The following is a 14956-nucleotide window of genomic DNA, read 5'->3' as shown; positions in this document are numbered from 1 at the left end:
AAAGAGGAAGCCGCTGAGCGATTAAATTGAGTACACTGCCTCTACTCAATTTGATTTGGACAAGCAGCTAATGAAACTGACTATCGTTCGTCTGGTGACCTTTAGCGACCAGGATCATATCGACCTGGGCAAGATCTGGCCGGAATATTCCCCTTCGTCGCTCAACGTTGACGAGACCCACCGTATTTACGCCGCGCGCTTCAACGAGCGCCTGCTGGCGGCTGTGCGCGTGACGCTGAGCGGCGCGGAAGGAGCGCTGGACTCTCTACGCGTGCGTGACGTCACCCGTCGTCGCGGCGTAGGACAGTACCTGATTGAAGAAGTGATCCGTGAAAACCCCAGCATTACCTCCTGGTGGATGGCCGACGTAGGCGTGGAGGACCGTAGCGTGATGGCGGCGTTTATGCAGGCGTTAGGGTTTACGGCGCAGAAAAATGGATGGGAGAAGCGCTAGATTTGTGCGTCCTGATACCCTCACCCCGGCCCTCTCCCTAAGGGAGAGGGAGAAAACCGGGTAATCCCCTCTCCCCGTGGGAGAGGGTTAGGGTGAGGGCATCAACCCGCACCAGCATTATTTTGCGTCAGTAGCAGTACCGTTGGCATGCCAGTCAAACACGCCGAACTCGAAGCCCTTCAGATCGCCCTTCTCATCCCAGGAGAGCGGCCCCATCACGGTATCAACAGAGTTCGCTTTCAGCCAGGTGGCAATCTCAGCCGGATCGGCTGACTGGTTCAGACCCGCCTGCAGAGACTGCAGTGCCGCGTAGGTGGTCCAGACGAACGCGCCGCTTGGATCCTGTTTCTTCGCCTTGATAGCATCTACGATAGGTTTGTTCGCAGGAACCTGGTCGTAGTTCTTCGGCTTGGTCACCAGCAGGCCTTCCGCAGACTCACCGGCGATGTTAGACAGGGAAACGTTCGCCACCCCTTCCGGCCCCATGAACTGGGTTTTCAGACCCGCAGCACGAGCCTGACGCAGGATCTGGCCCATTTCCGGGTGGTAGCCACCGTAGTATACGAAGTCGATATTCTCTTTCTTCAGACGCGCCACCAGGGTGGAGAAGTCTTTCTCACCGGCGGTGATACCATCAAAGAACACGACGTCAGCATTCGCTTTCTTCAGGTTATCCTGTACGGAGCGCGCCAGCCCCTCACCGTACTGCTGTTTGTCATGCACAATCGCGATACGCTTCGGCTTCACTTTTTCGACAATGTATTTGGCGGCCGTTGGGCCCTGATCGGAGTCCAGACCGGTGGTACGCAGGATCAGCTTATAGCCGCGTGACGTCAGCTCCGGTGCCGTTGCCGCCGGGGTAATCATCAGAATGCCTTCGTCTTCGTAGATATCAGACGCAGGCTGGGTGGAAGAGGAACACAGGTGACCGATAACGTATTTGATGCCGTCGTTCACCACTTTGTTCGCCACGGCAACCGCTTGTTTCGGGTCACAGGCATCATCATATTTTACGATCTGCAGTTTTTCGCCCTTGATACCGCCCTTCGCATTAATATCGGCAACCGCCTGCTCTGCGCCCGTAAACTCCTGGTCGCCGTACTGTGCTACCGGACCGGACATCGCGCCCACCACGGCCACTTTAATATCGGCCTGCGCCATGGTGCTGAATGCCAACGCGATACATCCTGCCAGTAACGCTTTACCCTTCATGTTCATCCTGAGATTCCCCATTATTATGGTTATTACGATTATTGTGATGTTGTTGTGTAGCGCTTTATTTCAGTTATAGGTATACCAGTCGCGCTTTTTCAGCATACTCTGCTAAAACATACCCCATTTTTATGATTTTGGAATAGCAAATTTGAAATGAATATATGATAAGCCCGGCAGGAATTTCACCGGGCTTCCGGCTTTAACGAGTCAGCGACGCAGAAATAATGTCCAGCGCTTTACGGAACTGCACTTCAGGGATTGTGAGCGGGTAAAGGAAGCGGATGACGTTACCGTACACGCCGCAACTCAGAAGCAGAAGGCCTTCCTGCAGGGCTCGCTCCTGCACCTGACGGGTAAATTCCGGCGACGGTTGTCCGGATTGCGGATCGTTAAACTCCACCGCCACCATTGAGCCCTGCGCGCGGATATCCGCGATATACGGGCAGTGTTCCTTCGCTTTGTTCAGCACTTCCACCAGGTGATGACCCAGATGCGCCGAGCGGGTGCAGAGGTCTTCTTCATCAATCACGTCCAGCACGGCATGTGCGGCGGCGATCGCCAGTGGGTTACCGGCATAGGTACCGCCCAGTCCGCCAGGTGCAGGTGCATCCATCACCTCGGCGCGGCCCGATACCGCCGAGAGCGGCATCCCACCCGCCAGACTTTTCGCCATGGTGATTAGATCCGGCTTCACGCAGTGGTGTTCCATCGAGAACAGTTTCCCGGTACGTGCAAAACCGCTTTGCACCTCGTCGGCGATCAGCAAAATACCGTGGGTATCGCACAGGGCGCGCAGGGCCTGCATAAAATCCGCCGGTGCGATATTGAAACCGCCCTCGCCCTGAACCGGTTCAAGAATGATGGCTGCCACCTGGTCCGGGGCAATGTCCGCTTTGAAGATACGCTCCAGGCTTTTTAATGCCTCAGCCGTACTGACACCGTGCAGTTCATTGGGGTATTGGGCGTGATATACCGAGCCAGGAAACGGCCCGAAGCCCAGCTTGTAGGGTGCGACTTTCCCGGTCAGTGCCATGGTCATAAAGGTGCGCCCATGGAAGGCGCCACCAAAGGTAATCAGGCCAGGGCGTCTGGTGTACGCACGGGCAATTTTTACCGCGTTTTCGACGGCTTCAGCCCCCGTTGAGAAGAAAGCGGTTTTTGCCGGGCCGTCAATCGGCACGCGCCCGTTGATGCGCTCGGCAAGCGACACATAACCTTCGTACGGCACAATCTGGTACGCCGTATGGGTGAAGGCGTGAAGTTGCTTTTCAATGGCGGAAATGATTTTTGGATGGCGATGCCCGGTGTTCAGCACCGCTATTCCGGCGGCGAAGTCGATATACTCGTTGCCCTCGACGTCCCACACCGTGGCGTTTTCAGCTTTATCGGCATAGAAGTTACACATCACGCCGATGCCGCGCGGCGTCGCCTGTAAACGCCGGTCGTTCAGTTCGTTATTTTTCACCCTGTCCCCCTGAGAAAGTCGCCTGCTTAGCGCATCAGTAAGTGTTTGCCAGGGGGGAGAAATTCGCCAGAGTGGGTGTTAAAAAAACAAAACCCCCGGATTCGCATCCAGGGGCTCTCGTCATACTTCGCGGAAATTACGCTTCAATCGCGGCGCGAAGTTTTTTCATGGCGTTCTTTTCAAGCTGACGCACACGTTCAGCGGAGACGCCGTAGCGGTCGGCCAGCTCCTGCAGGGTGGACTTGTTGTCTTCGTCCAGCCAGCGGGCACGGATAATATCCTGGCTACGCTCGTCAAGGCCTTCCATCGCATAGCTCAGCTTGTTCGCGGCCTGATCTTCCCAGTTGTCCTCTTCAATGCCGTCAGCAAAGTTAGAGGTCTTATCCTGCAGATACAGCACCGGCGCCATCGGCTGGCTGTCGGACGCATCGTCGTCAGATGACATGTCAAAGGTCATGTCCTGCGCGGCCATACGGGATTCCATCTCACGCACGTCTTTGCTGGAAACACCCAGCTCGCGCGCCACCATTTCCACTTCATCCTGATTGAACCAGCCCAGACGCTGCTTGGTTTTACGCAGGTTAAAGAACAGTTTGCGTTGCGCTTTTGTCGTGGCGACTTTCACGATACGCCAGTTACGCAGCACGTATTCGTGAATCTCTGCTTTGATCCAGTGCACAGCGAAGGAGACCAGTCGTACACCCACTTCCGGGTTAAAGCGACGTACAGCCTTCATCAGGCCGATGTTACCTTCCTGAATCAAGTCCGCCTGCGGCAGGCCATAGCCCGCATAATTACGAGCAATGTGAACAACAAAGCGCAGGTGAGACAGGATCAGCTTTTTCGCTGCTTCCAGATCGCCCTGGTAATGCAGCTTTTCAGCAAGCTCCTTTTCTTCCTCGGCCGTTAACATCGGCCAGGTGTTCGCAGCCCGGATATACGATTCCAGGTTACCAACAGGGGCTAAAGCTAAAGTTTGCATTTCTTTGGTCATTCATTCCTCTCAATGTTTCTTCTGGTCCAGGTTGTCCCCATCAGGCAACAACCATGCCAAAGCGTTTGAGCAACGAGATTAGCATTCACTCTTTTATCAGACAGTGATTTTATCCACAAGTTCCAGGTGCAACGGTGAATAAATTACGCACAAAATGTGACATGGAGATGATAACAGGGGAAGAGACAACAGGGACGCTTTCCCTGCAGAGCGAACATCTCGGTGCAGGGAAAGATTATATCACGCTTTTCTTAGTCGGGAGTAAAGTGGCGTAAATGTTGAACCATCGCCAGCCATGCTGCCACCCAGCCAATCATGGAGCAAACCAGCAGCAGTAACAGGCACTCATCGAACCCTAAACCACTGATATCAAACTTAGTTCCGAAGACCTGCGCCACCTCGGTCACGGCGGAGGAGAGCCGCATCACCAAAATTTCTGACAATATCAGTGAAAGAAATGCGCCGGAAAAACCGAGCAATGCGCCGCCGTAGAGGAACGGACGCAGGATGAAGCCATCCGTCGCACCAATCAGCTTTTGCACGTTGATGGTGTCGCGGCGGGCGAAAATGCTCAGGCGCACGCTGTTACCGATGACGAGGAACACCGCCGCCACCATCAGCACACCAATCATCGCCGCCACACGACCCACCAGCCCGGTCAGGGCGGCAAGACGCGCAAACCAGCTGTCATCCATGCGCACTTCATCAATGCCTTTAATGGTAGAGATGCGGTCGCGCAGCGTATTAAGCGAATCCGTCCCCTGGAAGTCGAGCTTCGGGATCACCACCGCCACGGCTGGCAGCGGGTTCTCTTCGAGCATATCCAGCGCACCGCCAAAGCCTGACCAGTTACGGAACTCACCCAGCGCTTCTTCGCGGGAAAGGTAGTTCACCTTCTCCACGCCCTTCTCGGCCTGGATTTGCCCGACCGCCTGCGCCGCCGCGTTATCGTCGAGCGCTTTGTCCAGATAGACCGTGATCTGCGGAGACGGATAATACTGCGACGCCGCCTGATTCACGTTCTTATAGACCATGTAGCAGACGCTTGGCAGCGTCAGCGAGATGGCGATAACCATCACCGTCAGGAACGTCGCCAGCGGTTTACTTTTCAGATCCTGCAACGCGCCGTGGAAGGCGTAGCGTACCTGTTCATTGAACACGTTGGTTTTGCGGGAGTTTGGCTTCGGCGCGGCTTTTGCCCGCTTCGGCGCATTACGGTTACCGTCACCGCCACCCTGCGGCTTACGGAAACGGTCAAACCGGTTCCCGAACTGCCGAATCTGGTTCATTGCATCACGCTTGTTCACCGTGGCCTCCGTGCAAATGCCCGTCGCTCAGGGTCAGCATGCGGTACGAACGGCGGGAAATCAGCCCGATGTCGTGCGTCGCCATCAATACCGTCACCCCAACGCGGTTGAATTCCTCAAACAGACGCAAAATCCCTTCAGAGAGGGCGTCGTCCAGGTTACCGGTCGGTTCATCCGCCAGCAGTACCGCAGGTTTGTTCACCACCGCACGGGCAATGCCCACACGCTGCTGTTCACCGCCGGAGAGCTGGATCGGGAAGTTCTTCGCTTTGTCCAGCAGCCCGACCTTATCCAGCGCCGCAGAGACGCGACGGCGGATATCATCATAGCTGGCACCGGCAATAATCAGCGGGATCGCCACGTTATCGAAAACGGTGCGATCCATCAGCAGGTGGTGATCCTGGAAAATCATCCCGATCTGACGACGCAGGAACGGCACCTCACGGTTTTTCAGACGGCTTATCTCATGGCCGCTGAAAAAGATCTTCCCGGCGCTTGGCCGTTCAATCCCACAGATAAGCTTGAGCAGGGTACTTTTCCCCGCGCCGGAATGGCCGGTCAGGAATGCCATCTCGCCTGGCTGCAGGTGGAAGGTCACCCCCTGCAGCGCTTGTCTCCCACCGAGATAGGCCTTGCTGACGTGTTCAAAGCGAATCATTGTTAGTCCTCTCGGGCAAATAGTGCCTCAATAAAGTCGTCCGCTTTAAACGGACGCAAATCCTCAATACGCTCGCCCACACCGATGTAACGAATAGGAATGCCGAACTGATCGGCCACAGAGAAGATCACCCCGCCTTTCGCGGTGCCGTCCAGTTTGGTCAGCGTGATCCCGGTCAGTCCTACCGCTTCATGGAACAGCTTCGCCTGGCTGACGGCGTTCTGTCCGGTGCTGGCATCGATGGTCAGCATAATTTCATGCGGTGCGTCTTCGTCCAGCTTCTTCATGACGCGGACGATTTTCTTCAACTCTTCCATCAGGTGCGATTTGTTCTGCAAACGCCCTGCGGTATCGGCAATCAGGACATCCACATTACGCGACTTCGCCGCCTGGATGGCGTCAAAGATCACGGACGCGGAATCCGCACCGGTGTGCTGCGCAATCACCGGAATGTTGTTGCGCTGGCCCCACACCTGCAGCTGTTCAACCGCCGCCGCGCGGAAGGTATCACCCGCCGCCAGCATTACCGATTTACCCTGCTGCTCGAACTGACGCGCCAGTTTGCCGATGGTGGTGGTTTTCCCGACACCGTTAACGCCAACCATCAGAATAACAAATGGCGTTTTGCCTTCAATATTAAGCGGTTCGTCAACTTTTGCGAGAATTTCACCCATCTCGTCTTTCAGCAGGCCATACAGCGCTTCGGCGTCGCGCAGCTGTTTGCGGCTCGCCCCTTCGGTCAGGTTGGTAATGATCTTACGGGTGGTTTCCACCCCAACGTCCGCGATCAGCAGTTGCTCTTCCAGCTCTTCAAACAGATCGTCGTCGATCTTTTTACCGCGGAACAGACTGATAAATCCGGAACCTAAGTTTTCTTTGGTTTTTAACAGGCTGCGTTTCAGGCGGGCAAAGAAACCTTCTTTGGTCGGTTTTTCCTGCTCCTGAACGATCTCCTCTTCGGCCTGTTCTTCCACCGGCACGACGATAACCGCTTCTTCAGCCGCCTGAGCGGCCAGCGCCTGGGCTTCCAGCTCTTCGTCGGTCAGCTCCGGCTCATGTGCCGCTTCTTCTTCCACCGCGTCGACAATTTCCACGGTTTCCGCTTCGGCCTGCCACTCTTCAGGGGAAACGTCCTCCGCTTTTACCTCTTCCGGCAGCGGCAACGCTTCATGTTCGATAACGGCCTGCGGCGCTTCAGTAACCGCTTCAACAACAGGTTCGGGCTTTTCGCTCTCCTGAACCTGTTCGGTGACCTCAACCACCTCTTCAGCAAAGGCTTCAGTCTCTTCTTTGCTGTGCGCATGCTCTTCCGCTTCAACAACCGCGGCGGTTTCTACAGGCGTTTCAGGCTGAGGCTGCTCTTCAACGGCTTGTTGTTCTTCGGTTTTCTGTTCTGTTTCTTGCTCTTTTTCACCGAAACCCAGCCAGGAAAAGAAGCCACGTTTTTTTTGTTTTGCCATCTGCGACTACACTCCTCGCGGCGCTATATACATGGAAGCTAAAAAAATGATGAAATAGTCTAACACTTTACTTAATTGACATCACCGCCCGCAATCGCAGGCCAATTGTTAACAGAGCTTTCCTGAGATGAAGAAACCCAACCGCGCCCCAGCCGGTCAAATTCGTATTATCGGTGGCCAGTGGCGAGGCCGGAAACTCCCGGTGCCGGACAGCCCCGGTTTACGCCCAACCACTGACCGCGTGCGAGAAACGCTGTTTAACTGGCTGGCCCCGTCAATGGTAGACGCCCACTGCCTCGACTGCTTTGCGGGCAGCGGCGCATTAGGGCTGGAAGCCCTCTCGCGCTACGCCGCCAGCGCCACGCTGCTGGAGATGGAGCGCGGCGTCGCGCAGACGCTGCAGCAAAATCTGGCGACGCTGAAAGCCAGCAACGCCAAAGTGGTGAACACCAATACGCTCAGCTTCCTCGCGCAGCCAGGCACGCCGCACAACGTGGTGTTTGTCGATCCGCCGTTCCGTAAGGGGCTGCTGGAAGAGACGTTATCCCTGCTGGAAAGCAACGGCTGGCTGGCGGATGACGCGCTGATTTACGTTGAAAGCGAAGTGGAAAACGGGCTACCGCCAGTGCCGGTTCACTGGGATTTACACCGCGAAAAAGTGGCGGGTCAGGTCGCTTATCGTCTGTATCATCGTCAGGCACAAGGAGAATCCAATGCCAGTACTGATTAATCTGGGACGTTTGCTGATGCTGTGCGTCTGGGCGTTTTTGCTGCTCAATCTGGTGCATCCGTTCCCGCGCCCGATGAATATCTTTGTGAACGTGGCGTTTATCTTTACCACGTTCATGCACGCCCTGCAGATGGTGATGCTGAAAAATGGCCTGCCAAAAGACGGCCCGCAGATGACCGGCTGGCAGCAGCTGCGCGTGTTTATTTTCGGCGTGTTTGAACTGCTGGTGTGGATGAAGAAGTTTAAGGCGCAGGTGAAGAAGTAAGGTGCGGTCTGGTGCCCTCTCCCTAACCCTCTCCCACAGGGAGAGGGGACCGTATTATTCAGCCCTGAACCCCTCAAACCGCGACCCTTTGTAACTCAGCATCCCTTTCTCACCGACCGTCAGCTGATGGTACTGCTGCGCCTCCAGGCGGAAGGTCATCTCCAGGCCGCCCGTTTCCGGCTTAAAGCTCGCTTCATAGCGCATGGTCGTTCCCGCAGGGGTGACCTGTTGCTGGCGCGAACGCCGTTCGTTAAGCGGTTTCTCGCGTTTGTTGCTGACCACCACGCGTTTTTGCATCAACGGCGCGGCGTCGTTATCCGCCTTCTCGCGGCGCTGCTGCACAAAACGGAACGAGGCGGCAATGACGATAATCGCCACCACGATAATGAAAAACAGCGGCATCTTGCTCATTCAACAATCCCATAAGATTATGCGGAATTCAGGATACCCTGACTCCCCCGGCATTGCCAAACGCCTGCCCGCATCACTACACTGAAGATGAAACTGATTATTCAGCCTTAACAGATACAGGGAGTTAATATGCTTTGGTCATTTATCGCTGTCTGTTTTTCCGCATGGCTTTATGTCGATGCGTCGTACCGCGGTCCGGCCTGGCAGCGCTGGTTGTTTAAACCCGTCACGCTGTTGCTGCTCCTGCTGCTTGCCTGGCAAGCGCCGATGTTTAACGCCGTCAGCTATCTGGTCCTCGCCGGGCTGTGTGCTTCCCTGATTGGCGATGCCTTAACCCTGCTGCCGCGTCAGCGTCTGCTGTATGCCGTGGGGGCGTTCTTCCTGTCGCATCTGCTCTACACCATCTACTTCGCCAGCCAGATGACGCTGTCCTTCTTCTGGCCGCTCCCGCTGGTGCTGCTGGTGATTGGCGCCCTGCTGATTGCGGTGATCTGGTCGCGGCTGGAAGAGATGCGTCTGCCTGTCTGCACGTTTATCGCCATGACGCTGGTGATGGTGTGGCTGGCCGGTGAACTGTGGTTCTTCCGTCCAACGGCCCCGGCGATGTCCGCCTTCTTCGGCGCGGCCCTGCTGTTAATCGGGAATATCGTCTGGCTGGGCAGCCACTATCGCCGTCGTTTCCGGGCTGATAACGCGATTGCCGCCGCCTGCTACTTTGCCGGGCACTTCCTGATTGTGCGTTCGCTGTATATCTAAATAAGCCTTGACTCTGGAGTCGACTCCAGAGTGTATGCTGCGGTTAATGAGAAAATTATCATTACCGGAGACTGCCATGTCGACTCCAGAAACACCTAAAAAAGTCCCTCAATTTTCCGCACTTAAGCTCAGTCCGGTTCCGGCGAAGGACGACTGCTGCTGTGAAGGGACGTGCGAAACACAAAACGCGCAGCCGCTGCCTGAAAGTGGAAACCGCTACAGCTGGGTGGTTAACGGCATGGACTGCGCGGCCTGCGCCCGCAAAGTCGAAAATGCGGTAAAACAGATCCCGGGCGTCAGCCACGTTCAGGTGCTCTTTGCCACCGAAAAACTGCTGGTCAGCGCCGATAATGACGTCAGCCAGCAGGTAATGTCCGCCGTCAGCAAGGCCGGTTACTCCCTGCGTAGCGAAACGGCCCCCGCCGAAAAAACCGCTCCGCTGCGTGAAAATCTGCCCCTTATCGCGCTCGTGATTATGATGGCCCTGAGCTGGGGTCTGGAGCAGATCAACCACCCGTCCGGCAATCTGGCGTTTATCGCCACCACGCTTGTCGGGCTGTATCCCATTGCCCGCCAGGCGCTGCGGCTGATGAAAAGCGGCAGCTGGTTCGCTATCGAAACGCTGATGAGCGTGGCGGCTATCGGCGCGCTGTTCATTGGTGCCACAGCGGAAGCGGCCATGGTGCTGCTGCTGTTCTTAATTGGCGAACGTCTTGAAGGCTGGGCGGCAAGCCGTGCGCGTAAAGGGGTCAGCGCCCTGATGGCACTGAAGCCCGAAACCGCCACGCGAGTGACCGGAAGCGAACGCCAGACGGTGGCCATTAACGCGCTGCGTCCGGGCGATGTGATTGAAGTCGCTGCCGGAGGGCGCCTGCCTGCGGACGGTACCCTGCTCACCGCCACCGCGAGCTTCGACGAAAGCGCCCTCACCGGGGAGTCGATTCCGGTTGAACGCGCGGCCGGTGAAAAAGTGCCTGCGGGCGCCACCAGCGTCGACCGTCTGGTCCAGCTCACGGTGCTTTCCGAACCGGGTGACAGCGCCATCGACCGTATCCTGAAGCTGATCGAAGAGGCCGAGGAGCGTCGCGCCCCCGTCGAGCGATTTATCGACCGCTTCAGCCGGATTTACACCCCCGCCATCATGCTGGTTGCCCTGCTGGTCACGATCGTCCCGCCGCTGTTCTTTGGCGCGCCGTGGGAAGGCTGGATTTATAAAGGTCTGACCCTGCTGCTGATTGGCTGCCCGTGCGCGCTGGTGATCTCCACGCCTGCGGCGATTACCTCCGGGCTGGCAGCGGCGGCACGTCGCGGGGCGCTGATTAAGGGCGGCGCGGCGCTGGAGCAGCTGAGCCAGGTTCAGCATATCGCGTTCGATAAAACCGGCACGCTGACCGTCGGCAAGCCGCAGGTCACTGGCGTGTATCCGCAGGATATCGGTGAAGATGAACTGCTTACGCTGGCCGCCGCCGTTGAGCAGGGTTCCACTCACCCGCTGGCGCAGGCGATTGTGCGTGAAGCGCAGTCGCGCGGGCTGGCCATTCCGACGGCAACGGCACAGCGGGCGCTGGTCGGGTCCGGGATTGAGGCCGACATCGACGGTAAAAAGGTGCTGATTGTCGCGGCGGGTAAGTCTTCTAACCCAGAGGTTGAGGCGCTAGAACAGACCGGACAAACTGTCGTGACCGTCATGCAGGACGGCGTCGCGAAAGGGATGCTAGCGCTGCGCGACACCCTGCGCGATGACGCCAAAGAGGCCGTGACGGCGCTGCATCAGCTTGGCGTACAGGGCGTGATCCTGACCGGCGATAATCCGCGCGCGGCGGCGGCAATTGCCGGTGAGCTGGGGCTGGAATTCAAGGCCGGATTGCTGCCCGCGGATAAAGTCAGCGCGGTCACGGAACTGAACGCATTCGCCCCGCTGGCGATGGTCGGCGACGGGATCAACGATGCACCGGCGATGAAAGCGTCCACCATCGGCATTGCCATGGGCAGCGGCACCGACGTGGCGCTGGAGACCGCCGATGCCGCGCTCACCCATAACCGCCTGACCGGGCTGGCGCAGATGATTTCCCTGGCCCGCGCCACGCGCGCCAATATTCGCCAGAACATCAGCATCGCCCTGGGGCTTAAGGGGATTTTTCTCGTCACCACCCTGCTCGGTATCACCGGGCTGTGGCTGGCGGTGCTGGCGGATACCGGCGCGACGGTGCTGGTGACGGCCAACGCGCTCCGCTTACTGCGACGCAAATAACACGCAATGCACGCCTGGCCGGGTAAGGTGTAACAGCCACCCGGCCGTCCTTTCCCACAAATCTAAACCATCGTTTCATAAATTTGCGCTTTTGTGAGGCGCTTCACCTCCGCTTTCCAGGCCATGGTCTAATTTTTAAGCGTACAAAAATAAAACACTGTTTTAACGCTTACCTCACTACCCTGGAGTTGACTCGATGAAAACGACCTTCAAGCCGTTACTGGCTGCCCTGTGTCTGTCTGCTTTTGCCTGCTCTGTCTCTGCACAAACCATTAAAGCCGCCGACGTACATCCTGAAGGCTACCCGAACGTAGTGGCCGTGCAGCACATGGGGGAGAAACTCAAACAACAAACCGACGGCAAGCTGGAGATCAAGGTCTTTCCCGGCGGCGTGCTCGGGGATGAAAAGCAGATGATTGAACAGGCGCAGATGGGGGCGATCGACATGATCCGTGTCTCCATGGCTCCGGTGGCGGCGATCCTGCCCGATATCGAAGTCTTTACCCTGCCCTATGTGTTCCGCGATGAAGACCACATGCACAACGTCATCGACGGCGATATCGGCAAGCAGATTGGCGACAAACTGACCGCCAATCCCAAATCACGGCTGGTGTTTCTTGGCTGGATGGACTCCGGCACCCGTAACCTGATCACCAAAACGCCGATCGTCAAACCGGAGGATCTGAAAGGCAAAAAAATCCGCGTTCAGGGAAGCCCGGTGGCGCTGGCGACACTGAAAGACATGGGGGCTAACTCGGTGGCGATGGGGGTCAGTGAGGTCTACAGCGGCATGCAGACCGGCGTAATCGACGGCGCTGAGAATAATCCGCCGACCTTCATCGCCCATAACTATATGCCGATCGCCAAAAACTATACCCTCAGCGGCCACTTCATTACCCCGGAAATGCTGCTCTACTCGAAAGTGAAATGGGACAAGCTCAGCGCAGACGAACAGCAGAAAATCCTGACCCTGGCGCGTGAAGCGCAGTTCGAACAGCGCAAGCTGTGGCAGGCCTATAACGCCGAGGCGCTGGCGAAGATGAAAGCCGGTGGCGTGCAGTTCCACGAGATCGACAAATCGGTATTTATCAAAGCCACAGAGCCGGTGCGCGCGCAGTATGGCGAAAAGCATCAGGATCTGATGAAAGCCATTGCTGACGTTCAGTAAACGGAGAGCGTATGTCCGAACTCTACCTGAAGTGGATGGACCGGCTGTATCTGCTCGCCATGGGCGTAGCGGGATGCGCGCTGCTGGTCATGACGGTGGTGATCCCGATTGGCATCTTCTCGCGCTATGTCCTGAATCGCGGTGAATCCTGGCCGGAACCGATTGCCATCATCTGCATGGTGACCTTTACGTTTATCGGCGCGGCGGTGAGCTATCGCGCAGGGTCACACATCGCGGTGAACATGCTGACCGACCGACTGCCGGACATGCTGAAAACAGCGTGTGCGCGCGTGGTGGATCTGCTGATGCTGCTGATCTCGCTGATTATGTTCTGGTACAGCTACTGGCTGTGTGTCGAGCTCTGGGAGCAGCCGGTCGCCGAGTTTCCGATCCTGACGTCAGGGGAGAGTTATCTGCCGCTGCCGATTGGTTCGGCGGTGCTGATCCTGTTTGTCATTGAACGTCTGCTGTTTGGCTCACAGGAAAACCGTCCTGTGGTGCTGATCGGCAACCACAGTTAAGGGGTGAACAATGGATGCATTCGTTTTGTTATTCACCCTCGCCATTTTGCTGGCGCTGGGTATGCCGGTGGCGTTTGCCGTCGGCTTAAGCGCCGTTGCGGGCGCGTTGTGGATCGAGTTACCGCTCGAGGCGCTGATGATCCAGATCACCAGCGGGGTTAATAAATTTACCCTGCTGGCGATCCCGTTTTTCATCCTGGCGGGGGCGATCATGGCGGAAGGCGGCATCGCCCGGCGGCTGGTGAATTTCGCGTATGTCTTTGTCGGTTTTATTCGCGGCGGGCTGTCGCTGGTGAATATTGTGGCCTCCACCTTTTTCGGCGCGATTTCCGGGTCATCGGTGGCGGATACCGCCTCCATCGGCAGTGTGATGATCCCGGAGATGGAGAGAAAGGGGTATCCCCGCGAGTACGCGGCGGCGGTCACCGCCAGCGGGTCGGTGCAGGCGATTTTAATCCCGCCCAGCCACAACTCGGTGATCTACTCGCTGGCCGCAGGCGGTACGGTCTCCATCGCCACGCTGTTTATCGCAGGCGTGCTGCCGGGGCTGCTGCTGGGGCTGTGCCTGATGGCGCTGTGTCTGTGCTTTGCCCATAAGCGCGGCTATCCAAAAGGCGAAAAGATCCCCTTTAAACAGGCGCTGAAGATATTTCTCGATGCCCTGTGGGGGCTGATGACGGTGGTGATTATCCTCGGCGGCATATTGTCCGGGATATTTACCGCCACCGAATCGGCGGCAGTCGCCTGCCTGTGGGCGTTCTTTGTCACCATGTTTATCTACCGCGACTATAAGTGGAGCGAACTGCCGAAGCTGATGTGCCGGACGGTGAAAACGGTCACTATCGTGATGATCTTGATTGGCTTTGCGGCGGCGTTTGGCGCGGTGATGACCTACATGCAGTTGCCCGTGCGCATCACGGCGTTCTTCACCTCGCTCTCGGATAACAAGTACGTGATCCTGATGTACCTCAACATCATGCTGCTGCTGATTGGCACCCTGATGGATATGGCGCCGATCATTCTGATCCTGACGCCGGTGCTGTTGCCGGTGACCAATGCGTTGGGGATCGACCCGGTGCATTTCGGGATGATCATGATGGTGAATCTGGGGATCGGGCTTATCACGCCGCCGGTGGGATCGGTGCTGTTTGTGGCCAGTGCGGTGAGCAAGCAGAAAATCGAACATGTGGTGCGCGCAATGCTACCGTTTTACGGCATGCTGCTGGTGGTGCTGGGAATGGTAACGTACATCCCGGCGATTTCGCTGTGGCTGCCGGGATTGCTGGGCATGCAGTAAGGGG

15 protein-coding genes are annotated in these 14956 nt (G+C 57.0%); 8 read left to right on the top strand and 7 right to left on the bottom strand.

All coding sequences use genetic code 11. From position 1 onward, the window contains the following. The first annotated feature begins 70 nt into the window (after positions 1-70). Positions 71-454 carry an aspartate 1-decarboxylase autocleavage activator PanM gene (gene panM, locus EKN38_RS17620; protein ID WP_014833592.1) on the top strand — a complete coding sequence of 128 codons (384 nt, stop codon included), beginning with the start codon at positions 71-73 and terminating at the stop codon, positions 452-454. 117 nt (positions 455-571) lie between these two features. Here panM and livJ read toward each other — a convergent pair whose 3' ends face one another. The 6 genes from livJ to ftsY form a co-directional block, all read right to left on the bottom strand. Then, a complete protein-coding gene (livJ, locus tag EKN38_RS17615) occupies positions 572-1672 on the bottom strand; it encodes a branched chain amino acid ABC transporter substrate-binding protein LivJ (RefSeq protein ID WP_014833593.1) in 1101 nt (366 codons plus the stop codon). Between the two features lie 196 nt (positions 1673-1868). Next, a complete protein-coding gene (locus EKN38_RS17610; RefSeq protein WP_014833594.1) occupies positions 1869-3134 on the bottom strand; it encodes a 4-aminobutyrate--2-oxoglutarate transaminase in 1266 nt (421 codons plus the stop codon). Between the two features lie 136 nt (positions 3135-3270). Next, positions 3271-4128 carry an RNA polymerase sigma factor RpoH gene (gene rpoH, locus EKN38_RS17605; RefSeq protein ID WP_008500093.1) on the bottom strand — a complete coding sequence of 286 codons (858 nt, stop codon included), beginning with the start codon at positions 4126-4128 and terminating at the stop codon, positions 3271-3273. Positions 4129-4379: 251 nt separating this feature from the next. After that, on the bottom strand, positions 4380-5435 hold the full coding sequence (gene ftsX, locus EKN38_RS17600; RefSeq protein ID WP_126522497.1) for a permease-like cell division protein FtsX: 1056 nt from the start codon (positions 5433-5435) through the stop codon (positions 4380-4382). After that, entirely contained in the window at positions 5422-6093 is a 672-nt protein-coding gene (gene ftsE, locus EKN38_RS17595) for a cell division ATP-binding protein FtsE (protein WP_008500091.1), read from the bottom strand. Before ftsE ends, ftsX begins: the two co-directional genes overlap by 14 nt. A gap of 2 nt (positions 6094-6095) precedes the next feature. Beyond that, positions 6096-7553 carry a signal recognition particle-docking protein FtsY gene (gene ftsY / locus EKN38_RS17590; protein WP_014833596.1) on the bottom strand — a complete coding sequence of 486 codons (1458 nt, stop codon included), beginning with the start codon at positions 7551-7553 and terminating at the stop codon, positions 6096-6098. Positions 7554-7680: 127 nt separating this feature from the next. Between ftsY and rsmD the strand changes: the two genes are divergently transcribed. After that, positions 7681-8283 (top strand): 16S rRNA (guanine(966)-N(2))-methyltransferase, encoded by a 603-nt coding sequence (rsmD, locus tag EKN38_RS17585; protein WP_014833597.1) that lies wholly within the window; start codon positions 7681-7683, stop codon positions 8281-8283. Beyond that, a complete protein-coding gene (locus tag EKN38_RS17580; protein WP_013099143.1) occupies positions 8267-8548 on the top strand; it encodes a DUF1145 family protein in 282 nt (93 codons plus the stop codon). The genes rsmD and EKN38_RS17580 overlap by 17 nt, the downstream gene beginning before the upstream one ends. Before the next feature lie 54 nt (positions 8549-8602). Here the strand turns inward: EKN38_RS17580 and EKN38_RS17575 are convergent, their stop codons facing one another. Next, positions 8603-8959, bottom strand: coding sequence for a DUF2500 domain-containing protein (locus tag EKN38_RS17575; protein WP_014833598.1), 357 nt, complete (start codon positions 8957-8959; stop codon positions 8603-8605). 129 nt (positions 8960-9088) lie between these two features. On the opposite strand from EKN38_RS17575, the gene EKN38_RS17570 reads away from it, so the two are divergent. From EKN38_RS17570 to EKN38_RS17550, 5 genes are all read left to right on the top strand, one after another. Further along, complete coding sequence (locus EKN38_RS17570) at positions 9089-9715, top strand: lysoplasmalogenase (RefSeq protein ID WP_014833599.1); 627 nt, start codon at positions 9089-9091, stop codon at positions 9713-9715. A gap of 76 nt (positions 9716-9791) precedes the next feature. After that, on the top strand, positions 9792-11966 hold the full coding sequence (gene zntA, locus EKN38_RS17565; protein ID WP_014833600.1) for a Zn(II)/Cd(II)/Pb(II) translocating P-type ATPase ZntA: 2175 nt from the start codon (positions 9792-9794) through the stop codon (positions 11964-11966). Positions 11967-12162: 196 nt separating this feature from the next. Beyond that, a complete protein-coding gene (locus EKN38_RS17560) occupies positions 12163-13134 on the top strand; it encodes a TRAP transporter substrate-binding protein (protein ID WP_014833601.1) in 972 nt (323 codons plus the stop codon). A gap of 11 nt (positions 13135-13145) precedes the next feature. Then, a complete protein-coding gene (locus EKN38_RS17555) occupies positions 13146-13655 on the top strand; it encodes a TRAP transporter small permease (protein WP_013099148.1) in 510 nt (169 codons plus the stop codon). A gap of 10 nt (positions 13656-13665) precedes the next feature. Further along, entirely contained in the window at positions 13666-14952 is a 1287-nt protein-coding gene (locus EKN38_RS17550) for a TRAP transporter large permease (RefSeq protein ID WP_014833602.1), read from the top strand. Positions 14953-14956 lie beyond the last annotated feature (4 nt).

Origin of the sequence: Enterobacter sp. WCHEn045836 (genome assembly GCF_003965585.1) — a bacterium.
GTDB lineage: Bacteria > Pseudomonadota > Gammaproteobacteria > Enterobacterales > Enterobacteriaceae > Enterobacter > Enterobacter dissolvens.
This window is presented reverse-complemented; position numbering and strand designations above follow the sequence as displayed.

What these genes read in the sequence shown, in the direction of transcription:
- EKN38_RS17555 (WP_013099148.1), top strand. Translation starts at nt 13,146, where the DNA reads ATGTCCGAACTCTACCTGAAGTGGATGGACCGGCTGTATCTGCTCGCC.
- EKN38_RS17575 (WP_014833598.1), bottom strand. Translation starts at nt 8,959, where the DNA reads ATGAGCAAGATGCCGCTGTTTTTCATTATCGTGGTGGCGATTATCGTC.
- EKN38_RS17570 (WP_014833599.1), top strand. Translation starts at nt 9,089, where the DNA reads ATGCTTTGGTCATTTATCGCTGTCTGTTTTTCCGCATGGCTTTATGTC.
- ftsE (WP_008500091.1), bottom strand. Translation starts at nt 6,093, where the DNA reads ATGATTCGCTTTGAACACGTCAGCAAGGCCTATCTCGGTGGGAGACAA.
- livJ (WP_014833593.1), bottom strand. Translation starts at nt 1,672, where the DNA reads ATGAACATGAAGGGTAAAGCGTTACTGGCAGGATGTATCGCGTTGGCA.
- zntA (WP_014833600.1), top strand. Translation starts at nt 9,792, where the DNA reads ATGTCGACTCCAGAAACACCTAAAAAAGTCCCTCAATTTTCCGCACTT.
- EKN38_RS17560 (WP_014833601.1), top strand. Translation starts at nt 12,163, where the DNA reads ATGAAAACGACCTTCAAGCCGTTACTGGCTGCCCTGTGTCTGTCTGCT.
- rpoH (WP_008500093.1), bottom strand. Translation starts at nt 4,128, where the DNA reads ATGACCAAAGAAATGCAAACTTTAGCTTTAGCCCCTGTTGGTAACCTG.
- panM (WP_014833592.1), top strand. Translation starts at nt 71, where the DNA reads ATGAAACTGACTATCGTTCGTCTGGTGACCTTTAGCGACCAGGATCAT.
- rsmD (WP_014833597.1), top strand. Translation starts at nt 7,681, where the DNA reads ATGAAGAAACCCAACCGCGCCCCAGCCGGTCAAATTCGTATTATCGGT.
- EKN38_RS17550 (WP_014833602.1), top strand. Translation starts at nt 13,666, where the DNA reads ATGGATGCATTCGTTTTGTTATTCACCCTCGCCATTTTGCTGGCGCTG.
- ftsY (WP_014833596.1), bottom strand. Translation starts at nt 7,553, where the DNA reads ATGGCAAAACAAAAAAAACGTGGCTTCTTTTCCTGGCTGGGTTTCGGT.
- EKN38_RS17580 (WP_013099143.1), top strand. Translation starts at nt 8,267, where the DNA reads ATGCCAGTACTGATTAATCTGGGACGTTTGCTGATGCTGTGCGTCTGG.